Annotated in this window: 17 protein-coding genes; 6 read left to right on the top strand and 11 right to left on the bottom strand. The window is 61.2% G+C overall.

Annotated elements, in window-relative coordinates:
* Positions 1-44: 44 nt before the first annotated feature.
* The 4 genes from HV796_RS20650 to HV796_RS20665 are packed head-to-tail and all read right to left on the bottom strand — an operon-like array spanning position 45 to position 4,699.
* The gene (locus HV796_RS20650; RefSeq protein WP_175228366.1) at positions 45-1,016 is read right to left on the bottom strand and encodes an ABC transporter permease; all 972 of its coding nucleotides are present in this window, start codon (positions 1,014-1,016) and stop codon (positions 45-47) included.
* Complete coding sequence (locus HV796_RS20655; RefSeq protein ID WP_175228367.1) at positions 1,013-1,987, bottom strand: ABC transporter permease; 975 nt, start codon at positions 1,985-1,987, stop codon at positions 1,013-1,015. Before HV796_RS20655 ends, HV796_RS20650 begins: the two co-directional genes overlap by 4 nt.
* Positions 1,971-3,548 carry a sugar ABC transporter ATP-binding protein gene (locus HV796_RS20660; RefSeq protein ID WP_175228368.1) on the bottom strand — a complete coding sequence of 526 codons (1,578 nt, stop codon included), beginning with the start codon at positions 3,546-3,548 and terminating at the stop codon, positions 1,971-1,973. The genes HV796_RS20655 and HV796_RS20660 overlap by 17 nt, the downstream gene beginning before the upstream one ends.
* The gene (locus tag HV796_RS20665; protein WP_175228369.1) at positions 3,545-4,699 is read right to left on the bottom strand and encodes an ABC transporter substrate-binding protein; all 1,155 of its coding nucleotides are present in this window, start codon (positions 4,697-4,699) and stop codon (positions 3,545-3,547) included. Before HV796_RS20665 ends, HV796_RS20660 begins: the two co-directional genes overlap by 4 nt.
* A gap of 207 nt (positions 4,700-4,906) precedes the next feature.
* Between HV796_RS20665 and HV796_RS20670 the strand changes: the two genes are divergently transcribed.
* The gene (locus HV796_RS20670) at positions 4,907-5,839 is read left to right on the top strand and encodes a helix-turn-helix transcriptional regulator (RefSeq protein ID WP_175228370.1); all 933 of its coding nucleotides are present in this window, start codon (positions 4,907-4,909) and stop codon (positions 5,837-5,839) included.
* A 210-nt stretch (positions 5,840-6,049) separates the two neighbouring features.
* Here HV796_RS20670 and HV796_RS20675 read toward each other — a convergent pair whose 3' ends face one another.
* The 3 genes from HV796_RS20675 to HV796_RS20685 form a co-directional block, all read right to left on the bottom strand.
* Complete coding sequence (locus HV796_RS20675; protein ID WP_217477955.1) at positions 6,050-7,774, bottom strand: SulP family inorganic anion transporter; 1,725 nt, start codon at positions 7,772-7,774, stop codon at positions 6,050-6,052.
* 212 nt (positions 7,775-7,986) lie between these two features.
* Positions 7,987-8,817 (bottom strand): DMT family transporter, encoded by an 831-nt coding sequence (locus HV796_RS20680; RefSeq protein ID WP_217477957.1) that lies wholly within the window; start codon positions 8,815-8,817, stop codon positions 7,987-7,989.
* Positions 8,818-8,923: 106 nt separating this feature from the next.
* Positions 8,924-9,370: a thiol-disulfide oxidoreductase DCC family protein gene (locus HV796_RS20685; protein WP_175228373.1), complete on the bottom strand. Its 447-nt coding sequence runs from the start codon at positions 9,368-9,370 to the stop codon at positions 8,924-8,926.
* A 146-nt stretch (positions 9,371-9,516) separates the two neighbouring features.
* On the opposite strand from HV796_RS20685, the gene HV796_RS20690 reads away from it, so the two are divergent.
* Together HV796_RS20690 and HV796_RS20695 are read left to right on the top strand one after the other, a co-directional pair.
* A complete protein-coding gene (locus tag HV796_RS20690) occupies positions 9,517-10,647 on the top strand; it encodes a DSD1 family PLP-dependent enzyme (RefSeq protein WP_175228374.1) in 1,131 nt (376 codons plus the stop codon).
* Positions 10,648-10,887: 240 nt separating this feature from the next.
* Positions 10,888-11,982 carry an SDR family oxidoreductase gene (locus tag HV796_RS20695; protein ID WP_175228375.1) on the top strand — a complete coding sequence of 365 codons (1,095 nt, stop codon included), beginning with the start codon at positions 10,888-10,890 and terminating at the stop codon, positions 11,980-11,982.
* Between the two features lie 18 nt (positions 11,983-12,000).
* On the opposite strand, the gene HV796_RS20700 is transcribed toward HV796_RS20695, so the two are convergent.
* On the bottom strand, positions 12,001-12,969 hold the full coding sequence (locus HV796_RS20700) for a homocysteine S-methyltransferase family protein (RefSeq protein ID WP_175228376.1): 969 nt from the start codon (positions 12,967-12,969) through the stop codon (positions 12,001-12,003).
* A gap of 224 nt (positions 12,970-13,193) precedes the next feature.
* Entirely contained in the window at positions 13,194-14,168 is a 975-nt protein-coding gene (locus tag HV796_RS20705) for a GlxA family transcriptional regulator (RefSeq protein WP_175228377.1), read from the bottom strand.
* A gap of 124 nt (positions 14,169-14,292) precedes the next feature.
* Between HV796_RS20705 and HV796_RS20710 the strand changes: the two genes are divergently transcribed.
* Positions 14,293-14,973 (top strand): DJ-1/PfpI family protein, encoded by a 681-nt coding sequence (locus HV796_RS20710; protein ID WP_175228378.1) that lies wholly within the window; start codon positions 14,293-14,295, stop codon positions 14,971-14,973.
* Here the strand turns inward: HV796_RS20710 and HV796_RS45415 are convergent.
* Together HV796_RS45415 and ftrA are read right to left on the bottom strand one after the other, a co-directional pair.
* On the bottom strand, positions 14,970-16,391 hold the full coding sequence (locus tag HV796_RS45415) for a methyl-accepting chemotaxis protein (protein ID WP_175228379.1): 1,422 nt from the start codon (positions 16,389-16,391) through the stop codon (positions 14,970-14,972). The genes HV796_RS20710 and HV796_RS45415 overlap by 4 nt on opposite strands.
* 336 nt (positions 16,392-16,727) lie before the next feature.
* A complete protein-coding gene (gene ftrA / locus HV796_RS20720; protein ID WP_175228380.1) occupies positions 16,728-17,729 on the bottom strand; it encodes a transcriptional regulator FtrA in 1,002 nt (333 codons plus the stop codon).
* 110 nt (positions 17,730-17,839) lie between these two features.
* Here ftrA and HV796_RS20725 point away from each other — a divergent pair, with 110 nt between their 5' ends.
* Together HV796_RS20725 and HV796_RS20730 are read left to right on the top strand one after the other, a co-directional pair.
* Entirely contained in the window at positions 17,840-18,250 is a 411-nt protein-coding gene (locus tag HV796_RS20725; protein WP_175228381.1) for a rhodanese-like domain-containing protein, read from the top strand.
* Positions 18,251-18,469: 219 nt separating this feature from the next.
* Positions 18,470-20,470, top strand: a complete 2,001-nt coding sequence (locus tag HV796_RS20730) for an ATP-binding protein (RefSeq protein WP_175228382.1) — start codon at positions 18,470-18,472, stop codon at positions 20,468-20,470.
* Positions 20,471-20,505: the final 35 nt, after the last annotated feature.

The raw sequence follows: 20,505 nt of genomic DNA on the forward strand, positions 1-20,505 counted from the left end.
CTGATTGACGGGCCACGTTGGATGGCCTGATGCGATTGAATAGTTCAGCGCCGCCGGCGGCTCACGTAGCACGCGGACGCCGCGATGATGATCGCGCCCTTCACGATGATCTGCGCCTGCACCGGCATGCCGAGCAGCAGCACGATGTTGAAGACGATGACGAGGATCGCGGCGCCCGCGAGCGCACCGGGTAGCGAGCCGCGGCCGCCGGAGAGCGCGAGTCCGCCCATCACGGCGGAGACGATCGAGTCGAGCTCGAAACCGCGTCCCACCCAGTTATCGACAATGCCGACATAGCCGGATAACGTGAGCCCGGCGAGTCCCGCAAGCAGCGCGCTGATCACATAGCAGGCGATACGCACCGTGTCCGGGCTGACACCGACCAGTTTCGCGGCGATCGCATTGCCGCCGACCATATACACGCGCCGCCCGAACGTCGAACGATGAAGCAGCGTGCCGAATAGCACGGCGCATAACGCCAGCATCAGCACGTTGACGGGAAGGCCGGCGATTGAGCCGGTGCCCATCACGTGAAAGAGCGGTGGCACGTTGCCCGACGGCGCACCCTGCGTGTACGCGAAGCGCAGGCCGTCGAGCACGACGGCTGTGGCGAACGTCGCGAGGAACGGCGACACCTGGCGCTTCGTGACGAGCAGCCCGTTAAGCAGTCCCGCGCCCAGACATAGCACGAACGTGATCCCGAAGATCGCGGGCGCGGAGCGGTTGGTGCCGTCGAATGCGGTTGCGGCGACGGCGGCCGTCGCCATCACGGAAGCGACGGACAGGTCGAGTCCGCCGACGAGCACCACGAATGACTGTCCGATCACGACGATGCCGAGCGGTGCGAACTGCACCAGCATATTGAGCACGTTGTCGATGCGCAGGAAGGTCGGCGACCATGCGCCGGACAACGCGATCAGCAACACCAGAAACAGATAGATGCCGTAACGCTGCGCGACGACGAGCGGGCGGGCGCGCGCGGGCGTGGCATCACGACGCGGAGCAACCGAGTTCATGCGATCCTCCGTTTCTGCTGCACGTTGATACAGACGGCGGCGATAATCGCGATGCCTTGCACGATCAGCTGATATTGCGAAGGCACGCCGGCAAAGTTGATCAGATTGTTCAGCATGCTGAGCAGATACACGCCGAGCAAGGTCCCGATGACGCCACCGCGCCCGCCGCTCAGAATGGTGCCGCCAACGACGACCGGTGTGATGGACGCAAGTGTGTAGTTCGCGCCGAGATACGGCTGACCTGAACCGAACTGCGCCGCGAGGTAGACACCGGTCAAACCCGCGCAGAGTGCGGAGAACGTGTAGACGAACAGGATCACGCGTTTGCGGGGAATGCCCGATAGCGTTGCCGCGTTTTGGTCGTCGCCGACGAGGTACACGTATCGGCCGAGCCGTGTGTTGCGCATGAAGTACGACATCGCGACGTACAGCAGCAGCACGATTGTCGCGGTCACGGGCAGGTTTGCGTAGCGGCCGTAGGCCAGCGCGTCGAAGCCGTCGGGCACGCTGCCCGCCGGGCCGCTCGCGTAGTACAGGATGCCGCCTTGCAACACGGCGCCCATGCCCAGCGTGACGATCAGCGGATGCACGCGAAGCCATAGCACGAGCAGACCGTTTAGCAAGCCGACGAGAATAGACAATGCAAGTGCGACCGAAATCGCGATTTCCCATGCGCCCTGGGTGCTGTCCGAGAGCCCGGAGGTGAGCGTCGCGGTCACGCTGATCAACGAGCCGACGGAAAGATCGATGCCGCCTGTGAGCACAGCAAGGGTCTGGCCGAGTGCGACCAGCGCGAGTCCCGTCGACTGCTGATGGATGTTGAGCAGATTCGACAGCGTCGAAAACCGGTCGCTGACGCTCGCGCCTGCGATAAACAGCACGACGATCAGGCCCGTGACGATATAGCCAGCGCCGTTTGGCACGACGTGACGCCTGAAAAACCGGGGTGAGCGGTCAATGGGCGAACGCATGCGCGCCTCCCGTGTGGGTGGACCGCGAGCCCGTCGCAAGCGCCATGATGTCGTGCTCGGTCAACTGCTCGCCGCTGAGCTCGCCGGCGATGCGCCCTTCACGCATCACAAGTACACGGTCGGACATCCCGATCACCTCCTGCAACTCGGAGCTGATCATCAGGATGCCCAGGCCGCGCTCCGTCAGTTGTCGCATCAGCCGGTAGATCTCCGCCTTCGCGCCGATATCGACGCCGCGTGTGGGCTCATCGAGAATCAGCACGCTGGTGCATACGCGAACCCAGCGGCTGATCAGCACCTTCTGCTGGTTGCCGCCCGATAGGGTGGCTACGCTGCCTGTGGGCCAAGCTCCCGCAATGCTGTATTCGCGAATCGCGGCTGCGCCTGCGGCGCGTTCGTCGTTTGCACGCAGCAGGCCAACACGGGACACGCTGCGCAACGTCGAAGCGGTGACGTTTTGCGCCACGTTCAGGTACATCAGCAAGCCTTCCGACTTCCGATCTTCGGTGACGAAGCCGAGGCCGAGCCGGATCGCCGTGGCTGGCGTCATGCGGGCATGGCGCGCGCCGCGCACCTCGACCGTACCACGCGCAGGCAACGCGCCGAAGATGCCCGACGCGAGTTCGGTGCGCCCGGAGCCGACCATGCCGGCGAGACCCACGATCTCGCCGGCGCGCACGCACAGCGACGCATCGGCTACGCGATTGCCGACGTGCAGCCCTTCGACCTGCATCAGCACCTTGATGTCCGTATCCAGGTGGGCTTTCGGCGGGTAGATATCTTTCATTTCCCGGCCGACCATCATCCGCACGAGTTCGTCGTGCGACGTCTCGGCCACCCGCTGTGTGGCGATCTTGCAGCCGTCTTTCATCACGGTCACGCGGTCGCAAAGCGCGAAAATTTCATCGAGGCGATGGGAAATGTAGATGATCGCGACTCCGCGTTCGCGCAGCACGCGCAAGCGCTGAAACAGCAGTTGGACCTCCTTTCCTGCGATCACGGCGGTCGGCTCATCGAGGATCAGCACGCGTATCTCGCTTGCCATGGCCTTCGCGATCTCGACCATCTGCTGGTTGGCCACCGACAGCGTGCCGACGCGTTCGCGTGGGTCGAGTTGCACGCCGAGCTCGCGAAGCAGTGTCGCGGCGCGTTCGGTCATCGCGCGATGATCGATGAAGCCCAGACGCGTGCGGGGTTCCATCCCCGCGAAGATGTTCTGCGCGACGCTCGACTGTGGAAACAGCACCAGTTCCTGGTAGATGATGTGAATGCCGCGTGCTTTCGCTTGCGCGGGGGATTTCCACTCGACCGGCTGCCCATCGAAGCGCAATTCGCCTTCGTCCGGCGTATAAGCGCCTGCGAGCACTTTCATCAGCGTCGACTTGCCTGCGCCGTTTTCGCCGACCAGCGCATGAATCTCGCCGCCACGCACGCCGAAGCTGACCGCGTCGAGGCTTTTGACGCCGGGGAACTGCTTGGTGATGCCGACCGCTTCGATCACGTCGGGCTGTGCTGAAGCGGGTTGATGCGCGCCGGCGAGAAGGGGTTCGCGCTGGTTCATTTGTCACCCGGCAGCTTGACCTTGAATGTCGACGGGTTGTAGCCCGGCCCCATGCCGCTATCGATGATTTCGTCAGGTGGACCCTTCGCATCGACGAGCTGGTCGATGTACTGATCCGGGTGCGGCACCGACGCGGTCTCATCGCCGCGCGTCAACGCGATTTGTGGGCTGATCTCATAGATTTTCGGCAGCGACTGGCCTTGCAGCACCTTGAGCGCGACGTCGAGCGACGTGCCGCCCATCGATGGCGGATAACCGATCTCGAGCATCGGGATCTTGTACTTCAGCGCCAGTTGCAGCGGGCCGTTGAGGTCGGCGGTCGTATGCGGCGGAATTTCGCCGGGCTTGAAACCGGCCGCGACAAATGCGTCGATCGAACCGGCAACCGGCAGGCCGTGCGCACACCAGACCGCGTTGATGCTGTGCCCGTACTTCGCGATCATCGCCTGCATCTGCTGCTTCGCTTTGACCGGACTCCAGTCTGAATACACAGTGTCGAGCACCTTGATGCCCGGATACTGCGAGAACACCTGATGTGCGGCGGCTTCGCGATCCGCGCTGACGCTGGAACCTGCCTGGCCCGCGAGCATGATCACGTTGCCCTTGCCGTGCAGTTTCTCGACAAGCCATTGCGCCCAGAGCCGGCCCATCATCGCGTCCGAACCGGTCACGAACGAAACAAAGTTATCGGATGAAATACGCCGGTCGACCATCACGACCGGAATGCCCTGTTTCATCGCACGTGTGACGACAGGATCGAGCGCCTTTTGCGTGTTCGCGCTGACGATCAGCAGATCGACACCGCGCGAGATCAAGTCCTGGATGTCCGCCGCCTGCTTCGCATCGTCCATGTTCCCGTTCGTGATCAGCAACTGCTTGATCAGGTCGGGATGCTCGGACGCTTCCTTCATCAACGATTGCTGCATCACAACACGCCAGCTGTCGCCGAGGCCCGCGTTCGAAAAGCCGATCACGTACGGTGGCTTCTTCTTGAACTTCGCGGTGTCGGAGAACGGAATCTGCACGGCCGGGTTGAACAGGAACGTACGCGGTGCGCCGGTATAGTCCGCGCGCGCGGCCAAAGGTGTTGCGAGCATGAAGGCCGCGGTGGCGAGAACGCTCGCACAATGAAAGCGGGTCGAACGACGCATGATTGTCTCCGTGAATGTTCTGGTTTTTGCCGGGACATTCGCACTTTGCTTACGTCACGCACGCGCAGACGCGATCTATAATCTGGCGCTACCCGTGCTGAACTTAACGTGCATCCCGACGGCGCCAATGTGGCATGGTTGACGGAGTGCATCTAGCAATTGCTATTACTAGTAATGGCAGTAACAGGGAAAGCGAGGAGGCGACAGATGGAGAAGCAGCAGCGCTTGAATGAACTGGCTGATTTCCTGAGGACGCGGCGCGCGCGTCTTCGGCCGGAAGACATCGACTTCCCGTGCGGCAGCCGGCGCAAGACGCCTGGGCTGCGCCGCGAAGAAGTGGCGGAGCGCGCGGGCATTAGCGTGACCTGGTATGCGTGGCTCGAGCAGGGCAGGGAGGTCAATGTGTCGTTCAAGACAATTGAAAGCCTCGCGAATGCGCTGAAACTCTCCGCGCATGAACGCACGCACCTGTTCGAGCTGGCCAATCATTACACGCCGCCCGGGCCTTATCCGATTGCGCAGAACGTTACCGATACCGTCCGTCGGATGCTCGATCAGCTCGGCAACATGCCCGCGTATGTGGTCGACGGCAACTGGAACTATGTGACGTGGAACGAGGCGGCGGTGCGCGTCTTCGCCGACTTCCGGAAAATGCCGGCGGGGCGCTGCAATCTGCTGTGGTTCACGTTTCAGCAGGACGGCGCGCGTACGCTGTTCCGAGGTTGGGATGCGTACGCGAAATGCGTGCTTGCGCAGTTCCGCGGCGATTACATCCTGCGGCCATCAGGCGAAGTTTTTCTGCGTGATCTCGTCGAAGAGCTGAACGATACCGATGCCGATTTCTGCCGCTGGTGGGCGGAGCATGAGGTGCTCAAGCGCAGCGACTGGCGCAAAGTCATCGAGCACCCGGTCGCGGGTGTGCTTGAACTGGATGCGCTGTCACTCGAGGTGCCCGACGCGCCGGGGATGCGCATTATGGTCTACACGCCCGCGCCATCGACCGATACCGCACAGCGCATTGACGCGCTGATGAAGAGCACGAAGAGTACGAGCAGTCCATTTGAAGCGGCGACGGTGCTCGAACCGTTTCGTAAGGCGCGGGCATCGGGAACAGGAACAGGAACAGGAACAGCCGGCTGACGAAGCGCATCGACGCGCGCTTCGCGCAGGAGCGCGCCCAGGTGTCGTTTACGAACGGGTCTTGTCGCCCCAAAGATCCAACGGACCGAACCGGTCTGCTCCTTGAGTTGCGAGCATCCACCCCGGATACTCAGATCGCGGCCCGCGATCGAGTAATACGCTTGCACGGTGGCAATGCGCGCGTAGTTCTTCGGGTTGGAAATACTGGAGTTACATCTGGGAGTCGGGCTGGCTATCGGCCTGCTGTTTCGTATGGAAAGCGCGGACCGCGGTTCTGAGCGTCGGGAAGTGCAGCTGTTCGTCCACCACCTGGCTGAGTCCATGCCTCTCGCGCCACTCCAGCCGCTGCGTGCGGCGACCAGCCAGCACGAACGTCACACCGCGCCGGGCGAGTTCCTCCCGCAATTCTTCGACGACGCGGCGCCCCGTCACGTCGAGGGACGTGACGGCTATGGCGTCCAGCACGAACCATCGCGGCGCGGGGACGGTCGCGTTGATCGCGTTGATCGCAGACAGTTTGAAATGGCGTGCGTTGAAAAAGACGATGGGCGCATTGAAACGAAACAGGCATAGCCCTGGCGTTTGCCGTGCATTCGCGTGGCGCGCGATGCTGTGAAAGCCCTTCATGCCTTCCACCGTGCCCAGTACCTCGCAGGGCGGCCGCGCGACGAGGCGAATAAAGCGGAACAACGCGAGTACGACAGCTAGCAAAATGCCTTTCAGCGAGCCGAACAGCACGACGCCCAGGGTGGCCGATACGCAAATGAAGAACTCGCCGCGCGACTCGCGCCACAGCGTTCTCAATGTGGCGAGATCGACGAGGGACACGGCCGCCATCACGAGCACGGCGCCCAGCGCGGGAGTTGGGACGTACTGTAGCGGCTTCGTGAGAAAAACCAGCACCAGACCAATCGTCGCGGCTGCGACCAGCGACGCCAGTTGCGTGCGGCCCCCCGCCATATCGTTCATCGCGGTGCGCGAGTCCGCACCGCTGATCGCGAACCCTTGCGTCAGCGCCGACACGATATTGGCCGCACCGATTGCGGCGAATTCGCGATCGTCATCGATCTCGTAGCGATTTCTCGCGGCGAAACTTCGCGCGGTCAGCATCGCACTGCAAAACGAAATGAGCGCGATACCAGCGGCATCGACGACCAGCGTGTCGAGCTTGTTGAACGGAATGCGCGGCACGGTGAACCAGGGCAAACCGGCAGGCACGGCGCCTATCGTGCGCACCCCATGGGAATCGAGCGAAAAGAGGCCCACCACGCATGCGGCGATGGCGAGTGTAGCCAATGCGGTCGGGACGCGCGGCGCGGCTTTCGGCAACGCGACGAGCAGTGCGAATGCGCCTAGCCCGACGGCCAGCGTCGGAAGATGGGTTTGTCCCACCTTTTCGACGATTTCGATAAACGGCCGAATGATGCCCGTCGTTTCGATCCTGAAGCCAAGCAGTTTGCCGACCTGTCCGAGTGCGATCGAAATCGCGATGCCGTTCATGAAGCCGGTGAGAATCGGCCGGGACAGAAAGTCCGCGCACGCGCCCAGGCCGATCAAACCTGCTGCAATGCAAATCAATCCTGCGACGAATGCGAGCGTCATCGACAGCGCGAGATAGGCATCGGAGCCCGGGGCCGCGAGCGGGGTCAGCGACGCGGCGATCAGTGCGCAGGTCGCGGCGTCGGGCCCGACGATCAGCTGTCGCGATGTGCCGAACAGCGCATACGCGACGAGTGGCCACAGGCATGAATACAGGCCGATGGCGGGATTGAAGCCGGCCAGTTCCGCGTAGGCGACGCCGACGGGCAGCGCCACCGACGCGACGCATACGCCCGCCACGATGTCATGGCGCAGGTCCTCGCGGCGGTAATGGACAAAGGCGGCCAGGCCCGGTGCTAGACGGGTGAGGCGTGCAAGCACTGTACGACGGTCCACCGTAGGCGATGCCATATCGAAGACGCGGCGAGAGTGGGGCGCGCTGTGCCTGCCAAACGGCGCGCGGGTGAGTCTGAAGTGTTCAGTGTAGTAGCAAATACGCCGCACTGTGGCGTCGGAAGGGGAGCACGCATCGTTCGGTGCTTCTATGCCGCTTGGGTCGACAGTTCGGATTGCCGCCGCGTCGATCGCCGCGTTCGCCGCGGCCGTTTCTAACGGCGCCTGAACGACGCGACGAATACGGCGCTGCAGATCAGGCCGCCGCCGATGACGGTTCTGATCGCGGGCGTTTCGCCGATCAGCAGCCAGGCCAACGCGATGCCGTAGACCGGTTCAAGGCCGAACACGACGCTGGTGGTTTGTGCACTGAGGTGCTTCAGGCTGGCGACGACGAGCCCTTGTCCAAGCGCCGTAAACACCACACCGAGAACAATCAGATAAACCCAGTCAGTTGCCGAAATAGGGGCTTGCGCCTGAAACGCGAAAGGCAGAATGCACAGCGCGGCGACCGCCTGCTGATAAAAGGAAATGCTGACGGACGGATAGCGGGCGGTATAGAGACGGTTCAACAACGCGAGTACCGCATACGCAAATGCAGACAGTATTCCCCACAAGACGCCTTGAGTCAGGTGGTTCCGGAAATCGAGGCTCGGCGTGACCAGCACCAGACCCACCGTGACGATCAGCGCAGTGATCACGTCGTCGCGGTGGATTCGCTCGCGAAAAGCGAGCGGTTCAAGAAACGTGGTGAAAAGCGGAAATGTCGAGAATGCCAGCAAGCCGATCGCGACAGTGGAGATTTGAATGGAATGAAAAAAGCTATACCAGTGCAGCGCCAGTATGCCACCGGATAGTGCGAGTGCGCCCGCGTCCTTCAGCGTGGCGAGACGCAGGCTTTTCCTTGACGCCACGGCGAACAGTAGCAATGCCAGACTGCCGAACACGGTCCGCCCGGCCGTCAATTGAGCCGCATTGACTGTCAGCAATTTCGCAAACAGGCCTGCGCAGCCTGCCAGCAATACCGCGAAATGAATCTGGGTCAAACCTAACGCGCGGTTGATTTCGTATTTATGCATCGGCGTAGGATACCGCACTCGTGCATCAGTCCTGCCGCACGCACGGTGCGCGTTCACGCAAACGCAAGCCGCTTCAATGACGCCCCGGCGTCGAGTGCCAGTGACGCGAATCGAATTGAATGGAACAGCTTGAGTCCGTGCATGAAGGATGGGTCTTTAGCCTGAGCAACCGCGAAATGCGCATGCGGTTTTGCGCAATCAGACGATATACAACCTGTGAAGCGCGGTGCAACAACGGGGCATGCAGCGGAGCAACCCGCCACCCTTGGCCGGTTAGCCTATAGGCCGCAATGATGCTGTCGATGCCTGTCACCCAGTGGCCGTCGGAAGTCCAACCGTGCAACTGCCTGTTGAGGGCCGCGAGATTGACACCAAGCAGCGTTGGATCGAAATCCGGTTGCCTGATGTCGATGAAGCGGATCTGGTCGTGCTGATCCCAGCGGCGTAGCCGATGAACCTCGGCGATGCATATTGGACAGTTCCCATCGAAGTACAACGTTAGAGAAGCTTTTGACGCCATCGCTATACTCCTTCGTCGATGTTCGCTCCTTCTGCCTGAAAAGTAGGATGACCAGGTGTCCAGGTCAAGGTCGCTCCTTCCGCCAGCCCGCAGCAACACTCACTTCGCCGCGCTATGATGCTGGCTGTAACCCGAAGGACCATACCATGAACATAGAGGAACTCAGCACACCGGCCGCGCTCGTCGACGTGAACCGGATGACGCAAAACATTGAGCGCATGCAGAGCAGGCTCAAAGCACTCGGCGTGCGATTTCGCCCGCACGTGAAGACGACGAAGTGTGGACCGATCGTACGGGCTCAGATCGCCGCGGGTGCCCAGGGCATCACGGTGTCGACGTTGAAAGAGGCCGAGCAGTTCTTTGCGATGGGTATCGATGACATCGTGTACGCCGTCGGTATGGCGCCCACGAAGCTGAATCAGGCGCTCGCGTTACGTCGCCGGGGTTGCGGCCTGAAGATCATGACCGATAGCGTGCCATCCGCCGAAGCGATCGTCGCGTTCGGACGCAGCCATGGAGAAGCCTTCGATGTATGGATCGAAGTCGACGTGGACGGTCACCGCTCCGGCATCGCGCCGGAAGACGATCTGCTGCTGGCGGTCGGGCGCGTGCTGGCGGAGGGTGGAATGAAGCTGGGTGGCGTGCTTGCGCATGCAGGGTCGAGCTACGAGTACAACACTCATGGCGATCTGGTCCGGATCGCGGAGCAGGAGCGCGCGGGATCGGTTCGCGCCGCGCAACGGCTGCGTGCGGTGGGGTTGCCTTGCCCTGTCGTCAGCATCGGCTCTACGCCGACGGCACTGTCCGCCGAGCGCCTCGACGGCGTCACCGAAGTGCGCGCCGGAGTCTATGTGATGTTTGACCTTGTGATGCATAACGTCGGTGTTTGCAAAACGTCCGACATCGCGCTGAGCGTGCTCACTACGGTAATCGGCCATCAGGAAGACAAAGGATGGGCGATCGTCGACGCGGGCTGGATGGCGATGAGTCGCGATCGCGGCACGCAACCTCAGCAGCATGATTTCGGGTACGGCCTCGTGTGCTCAAAAGAGGGTGAACCGCTCGAACACTATGTGATGACGAGTGCAAACCAGGAGCATGGAATTGTCTCGCGAGTGGGCGCTGTCGACCAGAACATCGCGACGCGTCTTCCGATCGGGACTTTGCTTCGCATCCTGCCGAACCACGCGTGTGCGACGGGAGCGCAACATCCGGCTTATCAGGCAATTTTCGAAGATGGCTCCGTGGAAACCTGGCCGCGGTTTTATGGTTGGTGACAGCGCGGACTAACACCGCGCGGGATCCGCGCCGCTAGCCCGGATCGCCGGCATAGCGACCTATCACTCCACGGAATAACCGCCATTCCGTGACCGCTACTACCGCGTCCCTATCGACACGCCTAAATTTTCGTTGACCGACGGCCTTGTCGGGAAGCGCCTCACGCAGCTTCGATATTTTCAGCAGTGGATCTCGATGTGTGCGGCTCGAACAGCATTGACGGGAATGGAGGTAACGGAATGAGCACGAGAAACAAGGTTCTGGTGGCGGGAGCAAGCGGACTCATCGGCGTAGCCGCGATCGAATCCTTTCTTTCAGCGGGCTGGGATGTGGTCGGTCTATCGCGGCGCAAGCCCGAACTGCCGAGTGGGCGAGAGTTTGGGTTTATCCCGCTGGATTTACGCGACGCGCGTGCTTCCCGTGATGCGCTGTCCGCGCTCGCCGATGTAACGCATGTCGCGTATGCGGCAATCTACGAGAACGCCGATGATCTGGTGAGCGGCTGGTCGAACGCGCAGCATATCGACATCAACAATGCGATGCTGCGCAACGTAATCGAACCCCTCGTGTCCGGGAAGTCGAAGCTGAAGCACGTGTCCATCCTGCAGGGAACGAAGGCATACGGCGTCCACCTTCACCCAATCGCCATTCCGGCACGGGAGAGCGACCCGCGTGACAATCACGCGAACTTCTTCTTCGATCAGCAGGACTACGTTCGCGACGCGGGGGCGAAGCACGGCTTCAGCTACACCGTGTTGCGTCCTCAACTGGTCACCGGAAAGACGCCCGGCGCGCTCAATGTCCTTCCGGCCATCGGCGTCTATGCGGCGATCCGGCGCGAGAAGGGCGAGGCATTCAGCTTTCCGGGCGGCCCGTCGTTCGTTTGGGAAATGGCCGACGCCGATCTCGTCGGACAGGTGATGGTGTGGGCGGCGCAATCCCCGCAAGCGGCAAATGAAATCTTCAACGTTACCAATGGCGATGTCTTCGAATGGCGAAGCGTGTGGCCGGCGATGGCGAAGACGCTGGGCGTGAAGGTCGGTGGCGACGAGCCTACCCGTGTGGCGCAGTACATTCGCGACAACGCCGATGTCTGGGCGAAAATCGTCGAGAAGTACGGCCTCGCGAGCGGCGATCTGCGTTCGTTTGTCGGACAGGGCGATCAACATGCCGACTTCGCGTTTGCGTATGGCGCCCCAGCGGGCCCCGTCGCTTTTGTCAGTACCGTCAAGCTTCGCAAAGCCGGATTCAATGCCGCAGTCGATACGCGCGATGCATTCTGCGAAGCGCTTCAGTCGTTCATCGACCAGAAGCTGCTGCCGCCGGCGAGGTAATGACGGTACAGCACGGGCTCACGCCGGCAATTCAATGGCGCTGACCCGTTGCATCGCCTGACATATCTGATCGGCGTGGCGAACGTCGGTGCCGCAGCATCCACCGACCACCGTCATACGCGGCAAAAACCTGCGCAAGAACGCATATTGCGCGCCGAGGTCCGCAGGGTCGCCTTCGTCCAGTTCGGTCGCGTCATTCAACTCGGCGTGGCTGAGGCGCGATGCGTTCGCCCGCACGCCGCGAATGCGTTGTAGCCAGTCGCCGCTTGTTTGCAAGGTCGACTCGAAATGCGACGGGTGCGCGCAGTTGATCATGAAGAACGCTGGGTGGCCGTCAGTTTCTGCGTCGGTGCGTTCGACGGCTTCCTGTAGTGTTTCGCCTGAGGGCAGGCGTCCATCCGTTTCGACAGTAAACGAAACGAAGATGGGCATCGCACACGCTTGGGCCGCTTGCGCGGCGCCGATCGCTTCGTCGATATAGGTGAATGTGTTGACGCTGACCATATCGGCCTGAGTCGCCGCGAACGTTTCAATCTGGGTTCGATGATAGGCGCGCGCCTCGTCGGCGCTCATGCGCGCACCGGCCTGATACCCGTCGCCGCGTGGGCCGATCGTGCCGACGATGACGCACGGCGTTTGAGGCGTCTGCCACTTTGCACGCAGTTCGAGCATCAGATCAACCGCGCGCCAATTCGCATCGGCTAGTTCGCTGTCCGAATAGCCGAGTTTGCGTCCCCAGTCGCGATTCGCACGCCATGTCGGCGTCGTGAGCATGACACCGACGCCGCGCTCGCGGGCAAGCGTCGCGAAGCGCTCAAAATGACTTTCGATGAGCGCGACGCCCGCGTCGTCTTTGAGCAGGTCAAATGACGCGAAGTGCGGCAGGTCGATGCCTTCGTGAAAGAGCAGCGTTGTTTCCAGTCCTCCCGGGGCGAGAAACAGCTGGTCGTGGTCCAGCATGGGCAATTGGGAACGATACTGGCTCATTGAAACTCCGCGAGGAAAGAAGGTATGGGCCATTGCACGTCTGCGCAACAGCCACCGTTAAGCGTGAAATTCTTCGGGGAAAAAGCTACTCCGGACGAAGCCGTAAAACAATCGAACTCCGCGTTTCTTAATTGTTTTTGCAATTTGATGGCAGACCGGCCTGCAGGACGCGTGAAAATGCCATGTGGAAAGCGCGCTGTTTGCGTGCAAGCCAGCCATACATGCTATGAAAACGAAAAGCGCTCCCGATATGTTTGGGGCGCCACACGCAGTAGACGAACGAAGCTGCGCCGCATGGTCTCCTCACTACCGAATCCGCAACGGGTCGCGACGCGCTTGATCGACCATGAAGTCTCGCCAAGTAGCCGCTGCGCCGCTTCGACCCGGAGTTGCTCGACCGCGCGCGCGGGCGTGCGGCCTGTTTGCGTTTTGTAATGCCGCATAAAGCTGCGTTCGCTCATATGAAGGCGCTTCGCAAGCATCGGCACCGAAAGATCGGACGCAAGATGCGCGGCCATCCACGCGTGCAATTCGCCGAACCGGTCATCGGCCCTTTGCATCGACAGCATCGCGCTGAACTGCGACTGGCCACCCGGCCGCTTCACAAAGACGACGAGTTCGCGGGCGACATCCAGTGCGATCGAGCGGCCGAGGTCTGCTTCGACGAGCGCCAGCGCCAGATCGATTCCCGCCGTGACACCCGCGGATGTCCATACGGTGCCATCTCGAACGAAGATCGGATCGGTTTCGACGCGAAGCTGAGGATAGCGACGCGCGAGTTCGTCGCATCGGGCCCAGTGCGTGACCACGCGGCGTCCATCCAGCAAGCCGGCCTCCGCCAGCAGAAACGCACCCGAGCACACCGACGCGACACGCGATGCGCGCGCTGCCTGCCGCCGCGTCCATCGGGTCAACCGCTCGTCCGCCGCCGCGGCGATGACGCCGCGTCCACCCGGGATGATCAGCGTGTGGATAGGCCCTTTCACGGACCGTATCGAATCGGCCAGTAACGCGAGGCCGGATGCGGAGGTCACGAGGCCGCTGTCGGCAGCGACGACGCGCGTCGCATAAGGCCTGTCGAGCCCGTGTTGCGCGGCGATTTCATTGGCGGACGCAAACACCTGAAGGGGGCCACAGACGTCGAGCAGCTGAACGTCCGGAAAAGCCAGCAGCAAAACGGAGCGAAACGGGCTTGACATGGTTGTGGCAGAAAGTGAGGGGTAAATGGCAATTTCGCCAAAGACTACCCGCATAGAATTGACCTGTCCACTTCACGTCCCCGACGAAGGTGCACATCTTCCGCCCATTAGATGAGGTATTTCCATGACGCTGCAAATCGGATTTCTGGTTTTTCCTCGCGTACAGCAACTCGACCTGACAGGACCGTATGACGTGCTCGCATCATTGCCTGACGTGACGACGCAGGTGATCGGGAAATCGCGCGAACCAGTGATATCGGGCAATGGACTGGTGCTGACGCCGAGCACGACCTACGACGACTGTCCGCCACTCGACGTGATTTGCGTGCCGGGCGGAAGCGGCGTGACCGACCTGCTGCAGGACGCGCAAACAATCGGCTTTGTTCGGAAACAGGCCGCCGGCGCGCGCTATATCACCTCGGTGTGCACCGGGGCGTTACTGCTTGGCGCGGCAGGCCTGCTTGAAGGGCGGCGCGCGACGACGCACTGGGCGTTCCACTCACTGCTCGAACCGCTCGGTGCGATTCCGACGCGTGGCCGCGTGGTGCGTGATGGCAACCTGATCACGGGAGGAGGGGTGACCGCAGGCATCGATTTCGCATTGACGGTGGCTGCGGAACTGGCCGGGCTCGACGAAGCTCAAGCGATTCAGCTCGAACTCGAATATGCGCCAGCGCCGCCGTTTAACGCGGGAGACCCGGATGTGGCGCCGCAAGCGGTGGTGGAACTGATCCGGCAGCGGTCGGCACAGGAGTTCGCTACGCGGCATCGGATTGTCGCGGAGCTGAGCGCGGTTCGCCGTTAGCCCTGCGCGACGAGAAACACGGACATCGCGCCGCGCAACTGTTGGGCTTGCTCGCGCAAACTGCCCGATGCCGACACGACGCCCTTCACATGTTCGACATTGCCGCCAAGCGCCACGTCCATGTCGTCGATGCCCTGGCTGAAACGGTCGACATCGTGGCTCTGGGCGTCGCTTGACGAGCTGATATGCTGAATCAGCTCCGCCACGTTTTCGACGTGTCCGACGACGTGTCGCATCGCGTCGCCGGCCTGGGTTGCGAGCGCGGAGCCGCGCTCGACCCGTTGCAGCGACTCGGTGATCAATGCCTTGATATCGTGCGCCGCACTCGCGCTCCTTTGCGCGAGTTTGCGCACTTCGTCGGCGACCACCGCGAAGCCACGCCCGTGCTCGCCCGCGCGGGCGGCTTCGACTGACGCGTTGAGCGCGAGAATGTTGGTTTGGAATGCGATTCCTTCGATCGTCGCGATCATGTCGCCCATCCGGCTCACCGCTTCGTCGATCGCGCCCATGGTTCCCACTACCTCGCCGACCACTGCGCCGCTTTGCTGGGCGACACTCGAGGTCTGTTTCGCGAGCCGGTCCGCCGTCGCCGCGTGCTCTGCGCTCGCCTTGACACGCTGCGCCATCTGCGCCATTGCGACGTTGGTTGCCTTGAGCCCATCGGCTTGCGTCGCGATTTCATCCAGCAGTGCCTGATTTTCGGTGGCAATGTTCTCGGACGATGCGGCCATCCGATCGATCGTCAGCGTGATTTCGCGCAACACGCGATGAATCGCGTCGAGTGTGTTCTTGAAGGTGCGGCTGCTTTCACCGTTCAGTGTGATGGGAGGAAAGCGCAAATCGAATCGGCCTTCCTGCCGCGACAGATTCTCTCCAAGCACCGCGAGTTCGCGGCCCGCTTGCGCATCGGCTTTCATGTGCAGTGCGATATAGATCAACAGGCCGGTCTGCGCGATCACGTAGCCAGCGTGCACGAGTACCGTCGACAGCGCCGGCTGCGTGAAGCAATACACATTTAGCCCGGCAAGTTGAAGATAGTTGAACGTGAAGTGGTGCACCGCGATCACGGCCGCGGCACAGATAATCGGCCGCCAGTCTCGATAGGCGAGCAGAAACGACAGCAGCACGAACACGCCGAAGTGCAGTTCGGCGAGGCCACGCGCCTGATGGATCTGGAGTGCGGCGAACGTCATCAGACTGGCTGCAAGAACGAGGCGGGTGACGAGCGCGCCGGCGCACCAGAACACCAGCACCGACGCAAGCGCCACGGTGGGAAGCGCAACCCACCATACGGCGGACCACGTGAGGTTGCTGTTCGCGAGCAGACATGAAATGCCGAATAGACACCAGATGACAGCGAGCATCAACTTGTCCGCCTTCACGTAGATGCCACGTAACAACGCGTCGGTCGATTTCATGATGGCCCCCGTGCGACTCACGTCGCTATCGCCATGCAGATCGCATTTATTTCGGTGTACCTATGGCGGCCGGATGCGGACTGCCATGGCTCTCAGATGTATAGCTGTTTTTATCGCGGCGCCGTTGAGTGTTCGGGTGATGGTGCCGTCGCGGCGATGATCATACAAATAAGTTTCCGTCCCGGCAAGAGATCGACGAGCGGCAAACGTTTCGCGCACAACCAATTATTAAAATCAGATATTCCGGTCCCGAACGGGGGGCGTGCGAACTTGTCGTGAGAGGCATGAGCGGGCTGGCACCCGCATGATGGGGCGGCGTTTGCGCGTGGTCAGATATTAGGTGGCGTGCGCGGACGGTGATTTGCCGGTGCTTTCACGTGCACCAAACTTCTTCCGGTATGCGGTTGGGCTGGTTCGTGTAACCCGCCTGAAGTGCCGGCGCATCGATTCTTCGGAGCCGAATCCCGCGAGTTCGACGACACGCGCGATCGGCAAATCAGGCCTCGATTCGAGCAGATCGCGTGCGATGGCCACGCGCTCGCGCACGACCCATTCGTATGGGCCCATTGCGGTCGCGTCGCGAAACTGGCGCTGCAGTGTGCGTGAGCTCATCGACGCCTTGGCCGCAAGCGATTCGACGCTGTGCGGCAGCGCCGGATGCTGTCGGACCCAGTCCATCAGCTTCGCCAGCCGGCTGCTCCCGTCGCGGGGCATCGGACGGGGAACGAACTGCGCCTGGCCACCCTCGCGATGCGGCGGTACAACGAGGCGTTGCGCGACCCGGTTCGCGACTGCGCTTCCGTAATCGCGGCGCACGAGATGGAGCAGCATATCGAGTCCGGCCGCCGATCCCGCCGACGTCAGAATTTGTCCTTCGTCGACGTAAAGCGCATCGGGTTGCACACGCAGTGCCGGATAGCGCTGCTGGAGCCGGTCTGCGTAGCGCCAGTGGGTCGTCACGGTCCTGTCGTCGACGATGCCAGCCGCGGCAAGGACGAACACGCCCGAACAGATCGAACATAGCCTCGCGCCTCGCGCGTACGCGGCGCGCAGCTTCTTCAGCAGCGCGGCGGGGGGCAGTTCGTCGGGGTCGCGCCAACCTGGGATGATGATGGTGTCGGCGCGATCGAGCATGGCGAGCGTATGCGGCGCGGAAACCGTTATGCCACCGGCGGCGCGAAGCGGCCCGCGCTCGATTGCACAGACGGAAAAGCGATACCAGTCGACGCCGAGTTCAGGGCGTTCGAGCGCAAACAGCTCGGTTACACAGCCGAATTCGAATGTGCAGAGGCGGTCGTACGCGACGGCAACGACCCGATGAGGACGATGTGATGACATGGCGCGATATTACCGTAGATTGACGATTGCGCCACTGCCCATGCATGCGCCGGGGCGGGACAATGACGTCGCCGTATGCTTTTCGACGCCAACCAACTTAGGAGCTTTAGATGCCGCCCGTCTTTGACACGCCTGCCGCCGACAGTGCCGCAGCGCTGGATCACTTTGCGTCATCGCTGCGATTCGAAACCGACTGTGCCGACGTTCACGCGGCACTGGCCGGAGACGAGGCACGCGGTGTCGATTTCGTGCTGCTCGACGTGCGTAGTCCTGTGCTCTTTGCGCAAGGACACGTGCGTGGTGCGGTCAATCTGCCGCATCGCAAGATCATCGCGTCGAAGCTCGAGCGCTATCCGCCCGATACGCGCTTTGTCACCTACTGCGCAGGACCGCACTGCAATGGCGCGACACGCGGCGCGATCCGGTTGGCGCAACTGGGGCGGCCGGTGAAAGTGATGATCGGTGGGATCAGTGGCTGGATTGACGAAGGTTTCGAGCTTGCGGCAGGGGAAGTCGGGTAGCGGCAACTGACAACGGTGGCACCCATGTGCTTGCAGCGAATCAAGCCGGCACGGAGCGATTTCAATGGTGTACCAGGGATCATTTTGGCCACGCGCGATGGATGCGAATAACTTTCGCTTGGTTGTACTTCACAACGTAACCTGGTTGTAAAATGTCGGCCGATGAAAATGCAGCGGACTAACACATCGAGCTGCTGAATTGCGTTGAAGGAGATCAGCATGGCCGACCAATATCCGGTTGAGGTGCAACCGGACTTCCTTGAGAAAATCACGCGGGCGAAACCTGTTCCGGCGCTGTCAGAACTTATATGGAACGCCTTTGATGCGGACGCATCAAAGGCGGAGGTGTCCTTTGAGTACAACGACCTCGATACGCTGGACGCTATCGTTGTGAAGGACGATGGGCACGGTATCCCGCGCGCGGACGCGCCGACTTTTTTTCGATCGCTGGGCGGTTCCTGGAAAAAGCCCGGTGCGCAAACGGCCTCGGGTCGGTTCCTGCACGGTCAGGAAGGGCGCGGGCGATTCAAGGCGTTCGCTCTAGGCCGGACGGCGGAATGGGCGGTGGTCTACGAGCGCGACGGTAAGTTGTGGTCTTACGCGATCAAGATGGTCTCGAACGACATTCGCCATGTCAACATCGGCGATGAGGTAGAGGTTACGGGCAAGGCCACGCGCGGTGTGACGCTAACCATTGGTGAACCGCTCAAGGATTACCGCACTTTCACCTCGGAAGCAGGACGACAGGAATTAGCTGAGGTGTTCGCACTTTACCTTGCCGACTATGAGAATAAGGCGAGCATCATCCTTGACGGACAGGTGGTTAATCCTAGTTCGACCATCGCGAGTCGCAAAGTATTCAATCTGACTGATGTCGAGGTAGATGGCAAGGTTCACTGGGTCCGTTTGCACGTAGTCGAATGGAAGGCAGCGGCTAATCGTGCGCTATACCTGTGTAACGATCAGCGGTTTCCCCTCGTGCAGGTCGATCGTCGTTTCCATATCGGCCCCTTTCATTTCTCTGGCTATCTGGCTTCGCCGTATTTCAATGTGGCGCAACGGGATGGGACCGTCGAACTGGCCGAAATGCAGGAGCCGGTCGTGGCCTCGATCGACGAGGCGCAGCAGACAATTAAGGACTATTTTCGTACGCGTGCTGCCGAAGAGGCGCGCACGGTTGTCGAGGAATGGAAGGACGAACAGGTCTATCCATTCGCAGGCGATCCAACGACACCTGTCGAAAAGGTGGAACGACAGGTGTTCGATATTGTGGCGGTGAATGTCGCGCGCCATTTGCCGGACTTCAGTACCACGCAGGCAAAAAATAAGGCGTTTCAGCTCCGCATGCTACGGCAGGCGATCGAAAAGAGCCCGGAGGAGTTGCAGGTTATCCTCGACGAGGTACTGCGTTTGCCTAAGCGTCAGCGCGACGAACTCGCGCAACTCCTGCGCGATACTTCATTGTCGTCGATCATCAGTGCAGCGAAGATCGTGTCCGACCGCCTGAAATTTCTCACTGGTCTGGAAGCCGTGCTCTTCGATCCGGAACCGAGAATGCGGCTGAAGGAACGCTCGCAGTTGCATCGGATCATCGCGCAGAACTGCTGGTTGTTCGGCGAGGAGTTCAATCTGTCTGTGGACGATCGGTCGCTGACACAGGTGCTTATCGAGCACAAGAAGATGCTCGACCTGAACATCGTTATCGATGCGCCGGTCAGACATATATCGCAGACACGCGGAATCGTAGATCTGATGTTATCGAAGGCGACGAAGCAGTATCGTGCAAACCAGTTGACGCATCTTGTGGTCGAATTAAAAGCACCCAAAGTCCCTATTGGGGCGGCCGAGGTCACGCAGATCGAGAACTATGCGTTCTCGGTAACGGCAGATGCACGCTTCTCAAAGGTGGGTGTGATGTGGCATTTCTGGGTCATCAGTGATGAACTGGCGCCGTACGCCGAGCATCGGGTACGGGACGATGCCGGGCTGGTGCATGCGAAAGACAACGTCTCGATCTACTGCAAAACATGGGCGCAAGTGCTTGACGAGAATCGTGCCCGATTGAAATTCTTTCAAGACAAACTCGAAGTGCAAGTGGACAAGGCCGCGTCGCTCAAATATATCCAGGAGCGATACGCGCCTTATCTTGAGGGGGTCTTTGAAGGGGAGGAAATCGACGCGGAGGCGGAAGACGCAACGTCGGACGCTACGTCAGCCTGATCCCGATTGATCGGCGCGATCGGGGCGATCGGGGC

Source organism: Paraburkholderia humisilvae (assembly GCF_902859855.1).
In the GTDB taxonomy this organism is placed as follows: Bacteria; Pseudomonadota; Gammaproteobacteria; order Burkholderiales; family Burkholderiaceae; genus Paraburkholderia; species Paraburkholderia humisilvae.

Excerpts from the sequence above, each read along its gene's own strand:
- HV796_RS20650 (WP_175228366.1), bottom strand. The coding sequence starts at position 1,016 with ATGAACTCGGTTGCTCCGCGTCGTGATGCCACGCCCGCGCGCGCCCGC.
- HV796_RS20655 (WP_175228367.1), bottom strand. The coding sequence starts at position 1,987 with ATGCGTTCGCCCATTGACCGCTCACCCCGGTTTTTCAGGCGTCACGTC.
- HV796_RS20660 (WP_175228368.1), bottom strand. The coding sequence starts at position 3,548 with ATGAACCAGCGCGAACCCCTTCTCGCCGGCGCGCATCAACCCGCTTCA.
- HV796_RS20665 (WP_175228369.1), bottom strand. The coding sequence starts at position 4,699 with ATGCGTCGTTCGACCCGCTTTCATTGTGCGAGCGTTCTCGCCACCGCG.
- HV796_RS20670 (WP_175228370.1), top strand. The coding sequence starts at position 4,907 with ATGGAGAAGCAGCAGCGCTTGAATGAACTGGCTGATTTCCTGAGGACG.
- HV796_RS20685 (WP_175228373.1), bottom strand. The coding sequence starts at position 9,370 with ATGGCGTCAAAAGCTTCTCTAACGTTGTACTTCGATGGGAACTGTCCA.
- HV796_RS20690 (WP_175228374.1), top strand. The coding sequence starts at position 9,517 with ATGAACATAGAGGAACTCAGCACACCGGCCGCGCTCGTCGACGTGAAC.
- HV796_RS20695 (WP_175228375.1), top strand. The coding sequence starts at position 10,888 with ATGAGCACGAGAAACAAGGTTCTGGTGGCGGGAGCAAGCGGACTCATC.
- HV796_RS20700 (WP_175228376.1), bottom strand. The coding sequence starts at position 12,969 with ATGAGCCAGTATCGTTCCCAATTGCCCATGCTGGACCACGACCAGCTG.
- HV796_RS20705 (WP_175228377.1), bottom strand. The coding sequence starts at position 14,168 with ATGTCAAGCCCGTTTCGCTCCGTTTTGCTGCTGGCTTTTCCGGACGTT.
- HV796_RS20710 (WP_175228378.1), top strand. The coding sequence starts at position 14,293 with ATGACGCTGCAAATCGGATTTCTGGTTTTTCCTCGCGTACAGCAACTC.
- HV796_RS45415 (WP_175228379.1), bottom strand. The coding sequence starts at position 16,391 with ATGAAATCGACCGACGCGTTGTTACGTGGCATCTACGTGAAGGCGGAC.
- ftrA (WP_175228380.1), bottom strand. The coding sequence starts at position 17,729 with ATGTCATCACATCGTCCTCATCGGGTCGTTGCCGTCGCGTACGACCGC.
- HV796_RS20725 (WP_175228381.1), top strand. The coding sequence starts at position 17,840 with ATGCCGCCCGTCTTTGACACGCCTGCCGCCGACAGTGCCGCAGCGCTG.
- HV796_RS20730 (WP_175228382.1), top strand. The coding sequence starts at position 18,470 with ATGGCCGACCAATATCCGGTTGAGGTGCAACCGGACTTCCTTGAGAAA.